At 38.6% G+C, this 17776-nt stretch carries 16 protein-coding genes; 10 read left to right on the forward strand and 6 right to left on the reverse strand.

Translation table 11 applies throughout. From position 1 onward, the window contains the following. Positions 1-59: 59 nt before the first annotated feature. Entirely contained in the window at positions 60-854 is a 795-nt protein-coding gene (locus CL42_RS05580; protein WP_051586533.1) for a hypothetical protein, read from the forward strand. A gap of 55 nt (positions 855-909) precedes the next feature. On the opposite strand, the gene CL42_RS05585 is transcribed toward CL42_RS05580, so the two are convergent. Beyond that, entirely contained in the window at positions 910-1905 is a 996-nt protein-coding gene (locus CL42_RS05585) for a DUF4105 domain-containing protein (RefSeq protein ID WP_035265971.1), read from the reverse strand. Positions 1906-2156: 251 nt separating this feature from the next. On the opposite strand from CL42_RS05585, the gene CL42_RS05590 reads away from it, so the two are divergent. Next, positions 2157-2672 carry a hypothetical protein gene (locus CL42_RS05590; RefSeq protein WP_171076756.1) on the forward strand — a complete coding sequence of 172 codons (516 nt, stop codon included), beginning with the start codon at positions 2157-2159 and terminating at the stop codon, positions 2670-2672. Between the two features lie 95 nt (positions 2673-2767). Here CL42_RS05590 and CL42_RS05595 read toward each other — a convergent pair whose 3' ends face one another. The 3 genes from CL42_RS05595 to fadB form a co-directional block, all read right to left on the reverse strand. Continuing rightward, a complete protein-coding gene (locus CL42_RS05595; RefSeq protein WP_035265974.1) occupies positions 2768-3259 on the reverse strand; it encodes a hypothetical protein in 492 nt (163 codons plus the stop codon). Between the two features lie 330 nt (positions 3260-3589). Beyond that, complete coding sequence (gene fadA, locus CL42_RS05605) at positions 3590-4762, reverse strand: acetyl-CoA C-acyltransferase FadA (protein ID WP_035265978.1); 1173 nt, start codon at positions 4760-4762, stop codon at positions 3590-3592. A gap of 12 nt (positions 4763-4774) precedes the next feature. Then, entirely contained in the window at positions 4775-6928 is a 2154-nt protein-coding gene (fadB, locus tag CL42_RS05610) for a fatty acid oxidation complex subunit alpha FadB (RefSeq protein WP_035265980.1), read from the reverse strand. Between the two features lie 505 nt (positions 6929-7433). Between fadB and lpxO the strand changes: the two genes are divergently transcribed. Together lpxO and CL42_RS05620 are read left to right on the forward strand one after the other, a co-directional pair. Then, positions 7434-8348, forward strand: a complete 915-nt coding sequence (gene lpxO / locus CL42_RS05615) for a lipid A hydroxylase LpxO (protein WP_035265982.1) — start codon at positions 7434-7436, stop codon at positions 8346-8348. A gap of 129 nt (positions 8349-8477) precedes the next feature. Next, positions 8478-9431, forward strand: a complete 954-nt coding sequence (locus CL42_RS05620) for a hypothetical protein (protein WP_035265985.1) — start codon at positions 8478-8480, stop codon at positions 9429-9431. 36 nt (positions 9432-9467) lie between these two features. Here the strand turns inward: CL42_RS05620 and CL42_RS05625 are convergent, their stop codons facing one another. Continuing rightward, positions 9468-10514 carry an AAA family ATPase gene (locus CL42_RS05625; protein ID WP_035265988.1) on the reverse strand — a complete coding sequence of 349 codons (1047 nt, stop codon included), beginning with the start codon at positions 10512-10514 and terminating at the stop codon, positions 9468-9470. 228 nt (positions 10515-10742) lie between these two features. Here CL42_RS05625 and uvrC point away from each other — a divergent pair, with 228 nt between their 5' ends. The 5 genes from uvrC (at position 10743) to CL42_RS05650 (ending at position 15199) form a co-directional block, all read left to right on the forward strand. After that, complete coding sequence (gene uvrC, locus CL42_RS05630; RefSeq protein ID WP_035265990.1) at positions 10743-12542, forward strand: excinuclease ABC subunit UvrC; 1800 nt, start codon at positions 10743-10745, stop codon at positions 12540-12542. A 115-nt stretch (positions 12543-12657) separates the two neighbouring features. Continuing rightward, a complete protein-coding gene (locus CL42_RS05635; RefSeq protein WP_035265992.1) occupies positions 12658-13452 on the forward strand; it encodes an acyl-CoA thioesterase in 795 nt (264 codons plus the stop codon). Positions 13453-13555: 103 nt separating this feature from the next. Next, positions 13556-14143 (forward strand): CDP-diacylglycerol--glycerol-3-phosphate 3-phosphatidyltransferase, encoded by a 588-nt coding sequence (gene pgsA, locus CL42_RS05640; RefSeq protein WP_035265993.1) that lies wholly within the window; start codon positions 13556-13558, stop codon positions 14141-14143. A gap of 54 nt (positions 14144-14197) precedes the next feature. After that, on the forward strand, positions 14198-14602 hold the full coding sequence (locus CL42_RS05645; RefSeq protein ID WP_035265995.1) for a hypothetical protein: 405 nt from the start codon (positions 14198-14200) through the stop codon (positions 14600-14602). A gap of 90 nt (positions 14603-14692) precedes the next feature. Then, entirely contained in the window at positions 14693-15199 is a 507-nt protein-coding gene (locus CL42_RS05650; protein WP_228133232.1) for a DUF4269 domain-containing protein, read from the forward strand. 3 nt (positions 15200-15202) lie between these two features. Here the strand turns inward: CL42_RS05650 and CL42_RS05655 are convergent, their stop codons facing one another. Then, positions 15203-17005 (reverse strand): ABC transporter ATP-binding protein, encoded by a 1803-nt coding sequence (locus CL42_RS05655; RefSeq protein WP_035265996.1) that lies wholly within the window; start codon positions 17003-17005, stop codon positions 15203-15205. Positions 17006-17140: 135 nt separating this feature from the next. Between CL42_RS05655 and CL42_RS05660 the strand changes: the two genes are divergently transcribed. After that, positions 17141-17764: an alpha-ketoglutarate-dependent dioxygenase AlkB family protein gene (locus CL42_RS05660; protein ID WP_035265998.1), complete on the forward strand. Its 624-nt coding sequence runs from the start codon at positions 17141-17143 to the stop codon at positions 17762-17764. Positions 17765-17776: the final 12 nt, after the last annotated feature.

Genomic DNA, 17776 nt, shown 5'->3' on the forward strand with positions numbered 1-17776 from the left:
TGCTTGTCATTGTTCGCAAGTGATTCATTACTCAAACAAAAAAAGGATAGGAGTTTGAGATGCGCGGAATTTTAGCGGTGGTTATCGTCATGGTGACCTTATTATTTGGTTATTGTGCCTACGCGCAAAATGAAAAAAATGATGAAGTGCAACGTCAACAATTTGATTTGGTGATGACGGAAAAAATTGAGCAGCTTTATGTTCAAGCGAAGGATTGGAAAACCCCTCTGAATTTTAAAGTTGAAGATGAGCGTTTGAATGGTGACTATAAAGTACTTTCTGAATTTATTTTGAAGTATTGGGTAGACAATATTGAATCACGAAATATGTATTTACGTGAGTTAGATCAAGCCAAGTGGGATGAGTTTCTGAATGTTCGGCGCCTAGAATTAGATAAAAAGAATAAATATCAAGACACCGAAAAGATGTTTGTCCAAGTGAAGAAAATTCAATCTGAATATCAAATGCGTGACCAACAAATTTATGCAACAGCTTTACAAGCGCTTGATGCTTTGGAGATGAAAGCAGACTTGCGTGAGCCAATGAAAGAAAAGTTAAAATTCAGCCGGCAGCATAATAATGATCAAGCTTTGTTTGCTTTAGAACTTAAGATCACAAAAAAAGCTGAAGAAATGTTTGAGTTTTTGAAGAATCATGACTGGCAACGCCGTAACGAAATGATCCTATTTAAAAGTGATCTTAGTGTGAATCGTTTTAACGAGTTATATCGTGAATTAAATCAATTACAACGCGAAATTGATCAGTTAAAAAATCAAAATGCCGAGGTGATTGAAGCACAAACAGTGAATCAAAGTCCAAGTTCAGAGCCTGCTGTTCAGCAAGAAACGAAATAAACATTCTTTCTTAGCTGTTTCTTTCAGCGTGGTTATAAAAAAAAGGACGCCTGCTTTACTCACGGAGTAAGGCAGAAAAGGCTTTACTTGAAAGTAAATGTACATCATGAACATGCTCAATTTTGGGATTAATGTGTGCTTTTTCTTTCCATTGATCTAAGGTGATACCATTATCGAGTACTTTTTTGTCATATAAATAGTTTGGAATTAAGCCTGGTAAGGTAACTCGATAATCTCGTGGAATTTGTCCTACTGCATGTTCTAATAAATCAAACAAGATGGTCGTACAATTACTGATATAGGTGTTATACCAAACTGGGGTATGATTTAGCCGATTGGCTTTGTTCAGGAATTCTAAAAACAACATCTGAATTTCGGTTTGATTCATTTGAATTGGATAAATATAGACATCTTCTTCGCGAATATTTGAGCGGGTATAAATCAAATCATTTTCATCACCTACGACCAGTGCCAATTCATACTGCCGAAAAAAACCGCCAATGGTGGAGAAACCTTCATCCTTTTCCTGACGAACCTCTAAAGAAAATGCGAGATGTTCGCCACCATCAAAACCAAATGTAATAAAAACATGCGCAATAGGACCTTGCATAAAATGAGATACCACTAAATCTATACGATCTAACTTTTCTAAATCGTATTGTCGTGTTTCCCATCGCGTCACGTAGTCTTTATCACTGTGCCAAATAAAATTTCTGACATTCTGTAATTCCACTTTGCCATCTTTGAATTGGAATTGAATAATTTTGTCGGTTTCATCCTGCCAAACGCGATCATTGCGCGGCTCTAAGGAAAAAAAGCTAATCATGGCAATCAAAAAAATAATCAAATACGCCCATGTGAAATAGGGCTTATAGCTGTGTTGCTTGAAATGGAATATCCCTGTAATGATGGCAAGTCCAACCCAAAACAAGATTAGTGCATAAGTGAAAATGGCATTAACAGGCTGATGTGTCCAAATGAATAAGATTGCCCAGAGTGATGTGAGACATAAAAATATAACGAGTAGGCTGTTTTTTATTTTAGTTTTCATGGCTGATGGATATGTATGAGTTTTCTATTTTTATAATGAATTGAAGTTAAGCTTTGAAGTCCATATTTGTAAAATCAGACCGAGTCTTGAAATTCAGTTGCTTAGCAAAACCTTTAAAAAACACTTGAAACCATTTATCTGAGTGCTGATGAATACGTAAATAAATTGGTGTAGTTTAGATAAATAATAGCTCTATTTGTTTAGTTATTCTTCTTTCTTGGTGCTCGATTTGAACGATGCATGTCAGAGTCTTGCTTATCACTAATTCTAAATTATGTTTGATGTTCGGTGTGATCTCAGCTTTGCTGATGAGTTTGACTCATGCCGAAAATATTGCGAGCCTGCCTTCAATTCAATTGTTGGCGGACGATGACTTACGTGATGAAGTTGTGACGACTGTTACACCTTTTCAAGAAGATCAAAAGGTGCGTCAATCTTTGCAACATCAAGTGATCAAAAAAGAACAGGATATTCAAAATGCTGCTTTAGAGCAAAGTTCACCTGCACTGAATATTCAACCAAAAACCCCAGTGCCTGATATGAGTCATCTATCACCTTTACAGCAGCAGTATGTTTTGTCTGTTGCAGCAGGTTTACAGTCGAATGATCCGAGTTCAGGCATTTTTAGAATGTTGGAGCCTTTAGGGATTGATCGGGACAAAGCATTGAATCATATCCAACAGGGTGGAGGCGCGATTCCAATGACCTTTGATGAGCAACGTTTAAATCAGTTGTTGGGTGATGGATGGCGGAGTAATCTAAAATAAAATTTGATTTCTAAAGTATAAAAATTCCGCAAACAGCGGGATTGCTTCTAGTCACGTATCTAAACTTAAACACGTTTGATAATTTGCAAATTATCTTAAAGCCTAGGTAAATTATAGTAGATTAATTCACATGAATTTAAAGTGTTAAGATCTAAATTGATATTTTGTTGAGCAGATACATGGTTGCTCAAGTGTTGATTTTGTTGAGCACTAAAGCCCAAAAAAGAATTATAACCTTCAATTTGAATTTTATATTTCTGAATATTAAGGTTCAAATTTTGAGTTAAGCAATACTGCTTTAATGAGTATTCTCTCTTATTATCAGATAGCGTAAAATTTATCTTGTGAGTAACAGTATCAATAACATAAATAGAATGTTTGTGTGAGCCAATATTAATTTTTTGTTGATGAGTTGGATTAGCTTGTACCGTACCGTTAAATAGAAATTCTTTTATAACTGGCTTGCCAATGACCTCATTTATTTTGATCAGAGCGAAGTTTGAAAGCGTGATAAATTGCGGGGAAAATAACCTCCAAACAAAAAATAACACAAACCCTGTAAGAAGTATAAATATAAAATAATTCATGAATTTATTAATTTTTTTATAACGGAATTTTTTGCGATTCTCCTCAATTTCTCTGCCAACTGATTGATAATAACAAGAAAAATGGGAGTTAAAAAAGTAATAGCCAATCCATAAGCAATACTAGAAACTAATAGAGGATTAAAGAAAGGCAATTCATATTGATTTTCTAACTTCCATCCAAAATAGAAAATTATAAGACTGAGAACGATATAAAATACTGGATAGAAATATGTCTTTTTTTTCTTCATATTTATAAATTTTTTAACAAGATTTTTTTAAGAGAAAAAACCCCGCATTAAGCGGGGTTTCTTTTGGTCACGTATTTAAAACTTAAACACGTTCGATCACAGTTGCGATACCTTGACCAAGACCGATACACATCGTCGCAAGACCGATTTGTGTATCTTGTTGTTCCATCACGTTTAACAACGTCGTTGTGATACGCGCACCAGAACAGCCCAATGGGTGACCAAGCGCAATCGCACCACCGTTTAAGTTCACGATGTCTTGTTTGTCATGTAAACCTAGACCTTTCAATACTGAAAGACCTTGAGCAGCAAATGCTTCGTTTAACTCAACAGTTTGAATGTCACCAATACTCAAGCCAGCACGTTTAAGCGCTTTTTGAGTTGCTGGAACTGGGCCATAACCCATGATCGCAGCATCACAACCTGCAACCGCCATAGAGCGAATTACAGCACGTGGTTTAAGACCTAATGCTTGCGCACGCTCAGCAGACATCAATAACATTGCAGATGCACCGTCAGACAATGCTGATGATGTAGCAGCAGTCACTGTACCGCCTTTAGGGTCAAACACAGGACGTAACGCTTTAAATGCTTCAAGGTTCGCATCTGGACGAATCACTTCGTCTACATCACATAGGATTTTGAAGCCATTTGCATCATGACCTTCAACACCAATGATTTCGTTTTTGAAACGACCTTCTTGAGTAGCAGCCCAAGCACGACGGTGAGATTCAACACCAAAAGCGTCTTGCTCTTCACGGCTAATGCCATTCATACGACCTAACATTTCAGCTGTTAAGCCCATCATGTTAGATGCTTTCGCATAATGTTTAGATGCTTGTGGGTTCAAGTCGATGCCGTGCATCATTCCTACGTGGCCCATGTGCTCAACACCACCGATGATGAAGATATCACCTTGGTTTGTCGCAATTTGAGCAGCTGCGGTATGAATTGCTTGCATTGAAGAACCACAAAGACGGTTAACAGTTTGACCTGCAACAGTTTTTGGTAAGTCTGCCAATAACACGATGTTACGACCGATGTTCATGCCTTGCTCTAGAGTTTGATTCACACAACCCCAGATCACATCTTCAACTTCGTTCACATCAAACTGGTTACGAGCAACCAATGCACGAACTAATTCAGCAGATAAGTTATCGGCACGTACATTGCGGAACATACCATTTTTGGTTTTACCCATTGCTGAACGTACGCCATCAACGATGACAACGTCACGTGGATTTAAAGTAGCCATTCACGTTGCTCCTTAACCGTAGAATTTTTTATTGTTAGCAGCCATGTCACGCAACATTTGTGGCGCTTCATAAGCCTTACCTAAATGCGCATACTTGTCGCAAAGCGCAACATACTCAGCTACACCAGTTTGATCGATGTAACGGCATGGACCACCACGGAATGGAGGGAAGCCTACACCCATGATCATTGCCATATCTGCTTCGTTTGGTGTTGCAACGATGTTGTCTTCTAAGCAACGAACAGTTTCGTTACAGAAAGCAATCATCATACGGTCAATGATCTCTTGAGAATCAAATTCACGTTTTTCACCAGTCACGACAGAAGCAATCACGTCATACGCTGTTGGATCAACAGTTTTTGCTTTCTTGCCTTTCTTGTCCAATTCATATTTGTAGAAACCAACATCGTTCTTTTGACCAAGACGTTGTGCTTCATACATTGTTTGGATTGAACCTTTGAAATCAGGCTTCATACGGTCAGGGAAACCTTCAGCCATCACTTCTGCACCGTGAACGCCAGTATCAATACCGACAACGTCCATTAAGTATGCAGGACCCATTGGCCAGCCAAATTTTTCCATTACTTTGTCGACTTGTTGGAAGTCAGCGCCGTCTTTAAGAAGAAGGTCAAACGCACCAAAGTAAGGGAACAATACGCGGTTTACAAGGAAGCCCGGACAGTCGTTTACAACGATAGGGGTTTTACCCATTTTTTGAGCGAGTACGACAGTCGTTGCAATCGCTTCAGGTGAAGTTTTTTCACCACGGATCACTTCAACCAAAGGCATCATATGCACTGGGTTAAAGAAGTGCATCCCTACAAAGTTCTCAGGACGTTCAAGGTTTTCAGCCAAACGCGTGATTGAGATCGTAGAAGTGTTTGATGCAATGATCGTGTTTTCACGTACTTTAGATTCAGTTTCTTTGAGTACGATGCCTTTCACTTTCGGGTTTTCAGTTACCGCTTCGATCACGATATCGACTTCTTTAAACTCATCATAGCTTAATGTCGGACGGATACGTGCAAGCGTTTCACCCATTTGAGCAGGCTTGATTTTCTTACGTTCAACTTGTTTAGTCAGAAGACCGTTTGCTTCTTTCATTCCTAAAGCAAGTTGTGGGTTACCAATATCTTTCATGATAATTGGTGTGCCTTTGCTTGCCGCTTGATAAGCAATACCACCACCCATGATACCTGCACCAAGCACTGCAGCTTGATTTACAGGGTGAGCGCCTTGTTCATATTTTTTCGAAGTTTTCTTCACAACTTGGTCGTTGATGAATAGACCAATCAACGCACCTGCTTGTGGCGTTACCGCTGCTTTTGCAAAGTGTTCAGCTTCTTGGCGAAGTGCACCAGCACGATCTAAGCTTGAACCTGCTTGCATAGAATCAAGCAATAATTTTGGCGCAGGGTATTGTGCAGGATTAGCTTTCGCAAGCACCACACCTTTAGATGAGTTGAAAGCCATCATTTGTTCTAATGGATTCAACTTAATTGGATCTAATTTTTCTTGACGCTTCGCTTTCCAGTCTAAACGACCTTCGATTGCTTGTTTAACGATAGAGATCGCAGCATCTTGTAATTTATCAGCAGTAACCACCGCATCGACCGCACCATCTTTAAGTGCAGCAGGTGCTTTTTTCGGGTTCGCCATTGCCATCCATTCAACAGCGTTATCGATACCGATTACACGGCTTAGACGAACAGTACCACCGAAACCAGGAATGATCCCAAGTTTAATTTCTGGAAGACCAACTTGTGCTGATTCTGACATCACGCGATAGTCACACACCAAGCACATTTCGAAACCGCCGCCCAATGCCATACCATTGATTGCAGCAACTTTAGGAATATTTAAATCTTCGAATGAGTTGAAGATTTCATGAACAGGCATCGCCCAATCTACAATGACTTGTTCGCCTTGCGCAAAGTTTTCACCAAACTCAGTGATGTCTGCACCAACGATAAATGTAGATTTACCAGATGTAACGATAAGACCTTTGATCTCAGCGTTTGATTGAACAGCAGCAATTGCAGCTTTAAAGTCGTCAATTGTTGCGCGGTTGAATTTATTAACCGACTCACCTTGTAAGTCAAAGCGGAATTCTGCAATTCCGTCCGAAAGCATTTGGACGGTAATGGCATTGCCAGCGTGGATCATGCCCTGATCTCCTTTTTTTTGGAGGACTTCTAAGTTGATGTTGTGAAGCAAGTGCGTATTTCCTGCGCACATTAAAGCTTCGCTAATCTTACGATAACTATATCGAAAAAGAACATAACAAGTTGTATCAAGCCGTGACGCAATGGTCATCTATTTATTGCACCAGCATGCGTTATAAAACAGCAGATGCGCATGTAGAGTTTGTTCTTCTTACAATAAAGCGATTGTTTCAATTGGCATTTTATTTAAAAACACTTCAACTTATATCTGGGGTAGGTAGGTAATTTCAAGTTATTTTGCACTTTAAATTTCGTCATAAAAGTCAATAAACTGAAATATAAAGCCATCAAAAGTCTATTTGTAGAACACAATGTTTCGTTGTTTGGGGTAGTCGTTATACAATTTACGTGATTATCTATACATCTAAATTGGAACAATTCATTTTCAATTTAGGTGCAGCATCTCTTCATTTAACCCGCTAACCAAAGATAAACCGAGTCAATCAATGATCAAGTGGATTATTCTCGCGATATTCATCATATCGGCACTGTATATTCAACGTCGTGGAAAAGTACGACATTCGTTCTATCGTCAATTCTTTGATCATTCGACCATTTTGGCACCTATTAATTTTTTGATGTATATGTTCTCTAAGGTGCCAAACCAGCCTTATATCGACACACAGCATTTTAAAGATTTAAAAGTGTTAGATGAAAATTGGGAAATGATTCGTGATGAAGCCAAAGCTTTATATGAGCAGGGTGGGATCAAAGCCTCTGAAAAATATGATGACCTAGGCTTTAACTCATTTTTTAAAACTGGTTGGAAGCGTTTTTATTTAAAATGGTATGACTCTGCACATCCTTCAGCAGCAGAACTGTGCCCTAAAACGACAGCATTGCTTAAAACATTGCCAACCATTAAAGCGGCGATGTTTACTGAGCTTGCTCCTGATAGTCGATTGGTTCGTCATCGTGATCCTTATGCGGGATCTTTACGCTATCATTTAGGGTTGTTGACGCCAAATGATGATCGTTGCTTTATTGATGTAGATGGTCAGCGATATTCATGGAGAGATGGTGAAAGCGTTGTGTTTGATGAAACCTACATTCATTATGCAGAAAACACGACGGATCAAAATCGTATTATTTTCTTTGCTGATGTAGAGCGCCCTTTAAAGACACGTTGGATGGAACGGTTTAATCATTGGTTTGGTAAAAATGTAATGACTGCGGCAAGTTCACCGAATGAAGCAGGGGATCAAACGGGTGGTCTGAACAAAGCATTTGGTTATATTTATCGCTTGCGTGTGAAAGCAAAAGCACTGAAAGCGAAGAACCGTCAGTTATATTACTTTTTAAAATGGTTCTTGATGTTAGGGATATTCTTCCTGATTTTTATTCGACCTTATGTGTTTTAAGACCATTTAGATCAAAATGCGCCTCAGGGCGCATTTTTTAATTTTACTTAAAATGATGTAAATTAAAATTGAGAAGTTGTTCAATAAAAGCTATTCTTTTGTGTGTAAAATATACAAAAGAAAATTCAAATGAATCTCAAAAAAACAATATTAGTACTAAGTGTTTTACCGTTTTTTTTAAGTGCCTGTGGCGGCGGTGGGTCGGGAGATTCGTATGAATCATCACCGAGTACACAATTTCGAAACGGTGATCAACTCTATTCAATTTACTATAATTCCAATGATCGATTCGGCTTAAATTATATTGAATTTCAAAATGGACAATTTACTTATACGGATAGTTTTAAACCGTTGAATAGTGTGATTGTGACGCGAAATCGTATCTATCAAACCTATGATCAAGCCCAAAATACGCTCAGTGTGAATAGTCCTAGTCATTGGACGATGAATATCATTGGTGACATCCAAACGGATATCGAAATGGAGCGTGTAAACCTATCGGGTAAAAATGTTTTTGATACAGTTTTACCAGGTTATCGCAACATTGATCGAAATGATTTGAGCCCTAATGTGAGATTGTTTATCGCCAAAGATGGTCTTAAAAATTTTTCTTCAGGTAGCTATTGTTATAGAAAGAAAGCAGAACAAAACAGAGTAGATTATTTACAACTCTATCCAAACACGAGTGAACCATTGGAAGAGAGTTTTAACCAATTTTATGAAGATAACTTGCTGTATCTTGATCTTTTAAATGACAAAAATCCAATTGTTAAATTTCAACTCGCTAAAGATCGTTGGATGGGTATGAATTTTAGCAGTATTTTTGACACCAGTATGAAGATTAGTTTAGATGATTCAACAGCCATTGAATTTGAAAGCAAACTATATCCTGCTGAATATCATCAAACTTTGAAGCGTACGACTGATGATGAATATAAACTCTATGAAAAATTGTTAATGAACGATGATGTTGCAGAAAATAGACAGCGTTATCAGTTGTTAATGGCAAATATTGAAAAAGGGTGTACGTATTATAATAAAACGGCAGCAGAATCCTTTGTCACGATTCCTGGTTTAAGATGATTTGTTTAAAAAAAAGCCCATAATGGGCTTTTTTTATTAATTGATGATCGTGAGCTGACCGTCTTTGCAATCCAGCTTGAGATGAAGTTGATCTGGATGCTTTAGAAAGTAGATCGCAATAATGGGTTCTAGTTCAGTTCTTATTTTACGTGCTAAATGACGTGCCCCAAAGCGGATATCATGACCCTGATAGAAATATGCTTTGGCAAGGTCTGATAAATGAACCTGACGTTTTTGATGTTGCAAACGAATATTGAGTTTTTCCAGTTCAATATCTACCAATTTAGGGAGTGCATCATCTTGAACAGGTTGATAATGAAGGACACGATCAATTCGATTCAGAAATTCGGGATCAAAACTGCGATGCAGTATTTTTTCAATAATGGCTTTCGTGGGTAAGCGTTTTAAACATAGATTCTGAAGTTTTTGCGGTAAAACATTTAATTTATCTAAATATTGTTGTGCTGCGCGTGCTCCTGCATTACTGGTCATAAAGATCATACAATTACGAAAGTCAATCGTTTTTGTTCCAGCAGTAAGGGTTAGGCGACCTGTATCCAACACATTCATTAAGCCACGAATCACTTCGGGAGAGGCTTTTTCAAGTTCATCAAACAGCATAATGCCAGGACGGGTATGAGAGCCATTAATCGCAGTTTCATCGAATAAACTGTGACCTTCTTTCGAACCGACATATCCAGGCGGAGCGCCTGTTAAAGCGGCTGCATAATGTTCTTGAGCCAGTGTATTCATATCGATACGACAAAATGCATCAGGACGACCATAAATCGCTTCAGCAATCAAACGAACAGTCTCTGTTTTACCAACACCTGTTGGTCCAAGCATTAAGGTGACGGACAAGGGGCGTTCAGGACTTGAAAAGTCAGCTTTGACCACGTGAAGCAGTTTTTCGATTTCATCTAAGGCTGGATTTTGCCCAATGATACGATCACGCAATAACTGCATCACTTTGGCTGGTTCAAAATGAAAGCGAGACTTTCCAATGAGTCGATCTTTTTCTGAAGGACTATGGGATGAGAGTGCAGGTTGTATGGCGTGAAAAGCACGATCGGTCGCAGTCATGTTGGCGCATCCATGAATGAATCAGTTGAAAAGCATATCAAACTTGAATTTAACAACTCAGACTTTTTAACAATCAGCTGATTATAAAATCTGCGATCATTGCCCTGAACTGTTGGATCAACAAGGTTTTAAAATCGTCTACCGAAATGCACTTGAAATAGAGCGCGTTACCATCACAATAAGCTCATGCTGTTGCATGAATGACTGACTCTACATTAAAGGCTGCTTGTGAACGAAAACGAACGTGAACACATTGAAAAAATCTTAGCCAATCTTACGACTTTGCCTGGTGTCTATCGCATGTTAGGTAAAGATGGAGAGTTGTTATATGTGGGAAAAGCCAAGAATTTAAAAAATCGTGTTTCTAGCTATTTTGTTAAAACCATTGAGCATCCCAAAACACAGGCTTTAGTTGCCCGCATTCATGATATTGAAACCATGGTGGTCCGCTCAGAAACGGAAGCATTACTTCTTGAACAAAACTTAATTAAGCTTCATCGACCGCCGTATAACATCATGCTGCGAGATGATAAATCTTACGTCTATATTTTTGTGTCCAGTGATAAGCCTTATCCACGTATTGCAGCAGGTCGTGGTAAGGGGAAACATCAAGCAGGTAAATTTTTTGGACCTTATCCAAGTGCTTTTAATGCACGTGATACATTGGTGGTCTTACAAAAATTATTCAATGTCCGCCAATGTGAAAATAGTTATTTTGCGCAACGTAAAAGACCGTGTTTGCAGTATCAAATTAAACGTTGCTCAGCTCCATGTGTGGGCATGATATCACCTGAAGATTATAAAGATGATGTCGATAACTCTATTCGTTTTTTACAAGGGGACACACGTGAGCTTAATCAAGAATTAATTGCCAAAATGGAAGCGGCAGCAGATGCTCTTGAATTTGAAAAAGCCGTTTTTTATCGTGATCGGATGGCATTATTGCGTGATGTCCAAACGCAACAAGCGATTTATAAAGTCAAAGGTGAAGCAGATATATTGGCGATCGCATACCAAGCGGGGGTAACGTGCGTTCAGATTATGCATGTGCGTAATGGCAAGATGTTGGGAGGAAAAAGTTATTTCCCAGATATGTTGGGCGATGATTTGGGACAAATGCTGGCAGATTTTATCGCGAACTTTTATTTCCAAGTTGCCGATGAGATTCCAACAGAATTAATCGTCAACGTGGAGCTGCCAGACAAGAAAGACATAGAAGAGGCACTACAACAAAATTTTGGCAAAAAAATTCTGATTAAATCAAAAGTTCGAGAAACCCGTGCAGAATGGCTCGAGCTTGCGACCATGAATGTACAGCATGCCATTAAAGGACAACTTGCTAACCATTATGAATTGAATGAACGTTTTCATCAGTTAGAAGAGGTGGTCGGACGTCCAATTGATCGTATCGAATGTTTTGATATATCCCATACGATGGGCGAAGCAACGATCGCTTCTTGTGTTGTCTTTGATAGTGGAGGGGCTCGCAAGCGCGATTACCGTCAGTTTGCTATCGAAGATATCACTGGCGGTGATGATTATGCTGCCATGCGTCAGGCTTTGACACGACGGTATAAGAAGGCGATGCTGCCAGATTTGCTTCTCATCGATGGTGGTAAAGGGCAATTACATATGGCAATGCAGGTCATGCAAGATCTTGGATTGGATGCATTCATGGTGGGGGTTTCAAAAGGGGAAGGACGTAAGCCTGGTTTGGAAACCTTACATTTCACTGATGGCACAAAGATTCAACTGCCTGAAGACCATAAAGCGCTACATTTAATTCAACAGGTTCGTGATGAGGCGCATCGATTTGCCATTACTAAACATCGTGCCAAGCGCGATAAACGTCGTGGGCAGTCAGTTTTAGAAGCCATTCCAGGGCTAGGACCAAAACGCCGCCGTGATTTATTAACACATTTTGGTGGGATTCAAGGGGTATTAAAAGCCTCTGAAAAGGATCTGAATTTAGTCCCAGGTTTTGGTGCAAATCTCGCTCGGACTGTGTACAAAATCTTGCATGAGTAATCATGCATATCAATTTGCCAAAATGCTCATTGACCTGCGAGTCATTGATCATTTACCTCAATCTGAAAATTCAGCATGCTAGCGCGATAAGAAATTTAAAATAAAAGGGTTGCACATGTCATTTGGACAGGTATTTCAAGAAATTGATCAACAAGAATGGGTGGGGATCCCTGAGGGTTGGTTGCAAGGTCGTACCATTTTTGGTGGTTTAACCACGGCGATGATGCTACACAAAGCAACACAAATGATTCATGACCCTCAAAAAAGATTATTGAGCACCAGTGTGGTATTTGTGGGTCCTGTTCAGGAAAAGCCAGTCAAAGTGACAGTGGAAATTTTAAGGCAAGGTAAATCTGTGACTAATATTGAGGCTCGGATTTGGCAGGATGATGCTGTACAGGGAATTCTGCTGGCAAGTTTTGGTTCAGACCGTGAATCAGTTGTGAATATGGATCAAACTCGCACAGCACCACAGTATGATTCGCCTGAAAGTTTAGTTAAGTTGCCTTATCATCCTCTTATGCCGCAATGCTATCAGAACTATGATCTGATTTGGGCTGAAGGGAAATACCCTTGTACGGCTGCTGAAAAGCCCGATTTTGGTGGGTGGTTTCGATATGCAGAATCTAGATTTGAAGCAGGTCCGCTGAGCATGCCTGAATTTATAGCAATGTTAGATATTTGGCCTGCAGGAATTTTTCCTATATTAAAAAAACCAGCACCAGGAAGTTCAATTTCTTGGTATGTGACGCTGTTAGAACCTATTCAAGCTGACCGACGAGATTGGTTTAAATATAAAGTATTTACAGATCATTCTGCGCATGGTTATTCTACTGAATATGCCCATATTTGGGACCATAATGACCGTCTCGTTGCAATTTGTAGACAGACTGTCGCGATTTTTGCCTAGTCGACAGCGGGTAGTGAATCGTTTAAAGTAAGCGGATTAAAGAATCAAAGCTCAAGTTTTTATTGCAAATTTTAGCTGTAATTGGGGCAAACTGGCGGTGTCTATGTCTACAGGTCGCATCCTGAATATACCAAATATCTTGACGCTAGCACGTATTGCGTTAATACCTGTTTTTTTAATTATTGCCTATTGGCCTCCTGCGATTGGTGTGGGTGGGCATGAAGGGGGTATGACGCGTCATATCATTCTGACTGCAATTTTTGTGATTGCTGCTGTCACAGATTGGTTTGATGGTTACTTGGCAAGAACATTGAATCAGACTTCTGCATTCGGACGTTTTTTAGATCCTGTTGCGGATAAATTAATGGTTGCAGCAGCATTGATTGTTTTGGTGCAATGGCAACCTACAATTTCGATGGCTTTTGCTGCGATTGTGATTATTTCACGCGAGATTACCGTTTCTGCTTTACGTGAGTGGATGGCTGAGCTCGGTGCACGTACCAATGTGGCTGTATCAACGGTTGGAAAATATAAAACAGCTTTCCAGATGATCGCTATTTCTGTGTTCTTACTCAATTGGAAACCACTTGAATTAGTTGCATATGGTTTGTTGTATACCGCTGTAATTTTAACACTGTGGTCCATGTTTATTTATTTAAGAGCGGCATGGCCATATCTAAAACAACCTTAATATATTTAAAGCGCCAAAAGGCGCTTTTTTATTGTGTTGAGAAAGTGATTAAAAATGAGAAGTAAATTTGCTATTGCTTTAAGTATCTTGTCGAGTTCAAGCATTTATGCGGATGATTTATCAATGGCACAAGAGTATTTGCATAATGATGGAATCGCGTATTGTCTATCTCATTCCGAGATTTATGCAAATGAAGCAAATATTGCGAGAGGTGGATATTTTCAACTCGGTGAGCATAGCCATGAGGCGGCAAAACAAGTGCAAAATTATATTGATCAAGCGCTCAAAGAAGCGTTAGGCAGCTATCAACATTCAAAAGAGAAAGCATACCTTATGCGTTGTTTGGAAATCTCTTATTCAACGCAGTATCGAAATTATATTAAAACTGTTTATGCGTTAGATGTTATCGAAAAATCAAAAATAACATTAATTGGTTATAGCTTTTCTGCTGAGGGTTAAAGTAATTCATATTGGGAGATTCAACCGCTTTAAAGTTGAATCATCTTAGAGATTAAAAATAACAATGAAAAAATACACTTTCAAAAAGTCATTGATGACTTAAACCTTTTGGAAATACTCAAGCGGTATCAAGTTACAGTGGTCGGTACGCCACCTTTAGGAATTGCAACAGCACAAAGTGATATCGACCTCATTTGTAGTTATCCGATTGAGCAAGAGAATCATTTGATTGAAACACTAAAATTATTTCAAACCTATAAGGCATGGTGCATTGAGCGAAGTTATTTTGAACGTGATACTTGGATTTGCCGATTCGAATATTGTGCTTGGTCAATTGAGATATTTTGTTCTACAACACCAATTCATCAGCAGGCGGGATTCCAGCACTTCTACGTTGAACATAGAATATTAGATTTGGCAAATGACCAATTTAAACAGGAAATCATTCGCCTTAAGCAAAAAGATATAAAAACTGAACCTGCATTTGCACAAATATTAGCGCTCGATGGTGATCCTTACACGAAGTTAAGTCAGCTATATGAAGCAGATGACTGTGTATTGATTCAACTGCTTCAATGCCAAGGTTACCTAGATTAAACTTTAACTATGGGTTTCCTCATCTCCATCGTCTTCAAAAGTTTTTGCAATTTTTTCGATATTCAAACTTTTAGCCATCGCATCAAAAATTTGTTTATACACACCGTCTTGATGGTAAAGGGCATCATGTTCTCCATGCTCGGCAATTTCGCCTTCTTTCATGACATAGGTATAATCCGCATCGATAATTTGCGACAGGCTGTGCGAGATAATAATGACAGTACGTCCTTGTTTAATCTCATCAAGGCTTTGTTTAATTTGTTCCGAAGCGATGGCATCCAAACTCGCTGTCGGTTCATCTAAAAAGATAATCGGCGGATTTTTCAAGAACATACGAGCAATCGCAATACGCTGTTGTTGTCCTCCAGAGAGTTGCAATGCATCGGAATGATAGCCATCTGGAAGTTGTAAAATTTGCTCATGAATGGAGGCTTTTTTAGCAGCAATGATCACGTCTTCTTCAGTGGCATCTGTTTTACCATAGCGAATATTTTCAAGAATAGTCCCTTGGAAAATATGATTTTTTTGTAGGACTAATCCAATATGATCTCTCAAATATTGTGTATCAATTTGATTGAGATCGATGCCATCGAGTTCGATACATCCCTGATTAGGTTCATAAAATTTATCTAAAAGACTGATTAAGGTTGATTTTCCCGCACCTGATAAGCCAACTAATGCAGTAATTTTATTGGGTCGAATCTCCATATTGATATTCTTTAGTGCGTGGTGACCGTTTGGATAAAAGAATTCAACATTTTTCAGCGTAAATTTTCCTTGAATTTCGGGTTTGAGTTGACCTGTAGGTTCAATTTGATCATCTGCTTCTAAAATTTTAAAGAAGCTTTCTGAATAGATCATGGCATCATTTACTTCATCATATATACGATGTAAGGAGCGAATTGGCGCGGATACATTATTGAACAACAGTACATGAAACATGATCATACCGATGCTCATCTGACCATCAAGCACAAAATACGCAGTTAGGATGATGATTAAAACAATGCCTATTTGTTCAATAAAGGTTTTTAACCCATCAAATAAAAAGCTGACTTGACGGGTTTGCATTTGATTATCTGTGAGTTCTTTTTGTAGTTTGAGTTGTTTGGTTGATTCTATTGACTCGCGGTTGAAAGATTTGATAACCGTAATTGAATTAATAATTCCGAGGATACCTTGGCTTTTCTTTTCTCGACCATCACGTAAATTTCGACGCCAGCCTCCGAGTTTTTGTGCTTGTTTATAAGTTAACCAGAAGTAGATTGGAACGATAGTGGTCGCCACTAAGCCAACATAAAAGTTGGCGTAGTACATTAATCCTAAAGCCACGATCGCACTGGTAAATAACGGCAAAATGTCAATAAAGAATATTTGAACTAGACGAGTCAGAGAGCCAATACCACGATCGATTCGTGTTTGTAATTTTCCCGCCTGATTATTCTCTTCGTTGAAAAAAGCTAATCTATAGGTCAAAAATTTTTCAATGATGCCTTGTGCTAGATCTTGAGAAATAAAAATTCTAAGTTTTTCACCATAAAACTTTTGTCCGAATTGAACAAAAGCATTAATCACTTCTTTACCCAATAATATCGCTGTAATGGTAATCAGGATATTCCAGCCTTCGGCTAAGCCAAAACCATTCTCAACCAGTGCATTAATTTCATCAACCGCATACTGCAAAGTGAGTGCATTCACTTGAGCTGTGAAAGAGCCGATGAGCGTAAGAAAGAGAGTGGCAATCACTAAAAAGCGATAAGGTCGAACGAAAGGTTTAAGTTTTAGAAAAAGTTGCCATAAATTCATAAGCGATTGTTTTTATTGTCTAGATTTATGCCAGTCTAAGCTTGATTGTCCAGTGTCACAAGCGTTCACAATGTTTCAATTTGTCAGTTAAAATATTCAGCTAATATACGGTTATATTTTCATGGCAAATTGGTTATGAACTTCGAGCTGTTTGCACCCGAACCCAATTCAAATCTCCTACCTTATGATGGGATTGTAGAAGATTACGGTCTTATACTTACTCATGCTGAATCACAGGATTATTTCGATTATTTTTTAGAAGCTTTGGCTTGGAAACAGGATGAAGTGATTTTATACGGCCAATATTTTAAGACGGGTCGTAAAGTCGTATGGTATGGTGACCAAAACTATCAATATCACTATTCAGGAATGGATAAACAAGCACAGATGTGGGATTTGAAATTATTAGCACTCAAGCAAAAAATTGAACTTATAACAGGAGTTCAATTTAATTCTTGTTTGGCCAATTTGTATGAAGATGGAACTCAAGGTGTAGGATGGCATAGTGATGATGAGGCTGCATTAAGAGATCCTGAAAATGGCGAGACTGTCATTGCCTCACTGAGTCTCGGTGCAACACGAAAATTTAGATTTAAACATCGTGATAAAACTCATACTGCGGAAATGTATCTACAATCAGGACAGTTGATTGTGATGAAAGGTCAAACACAGCGTTTTTGGAAACACACTTTAGCGAAATCAACCAAAGTATTAGAGCCTAGAATCAATTTAACCTTTCGCTATTTTTATCCTAGATGAAATGGTAAGTAT

It is taken from the genome of Acinetobacter sp. Ver3, from assembly GCF_000632455.1.
GTDB lineage: Bacteria > Pseudomonadota > Gammaproteobacteria > Pseudomonadales > Moraxellaceae > Acinetobacter.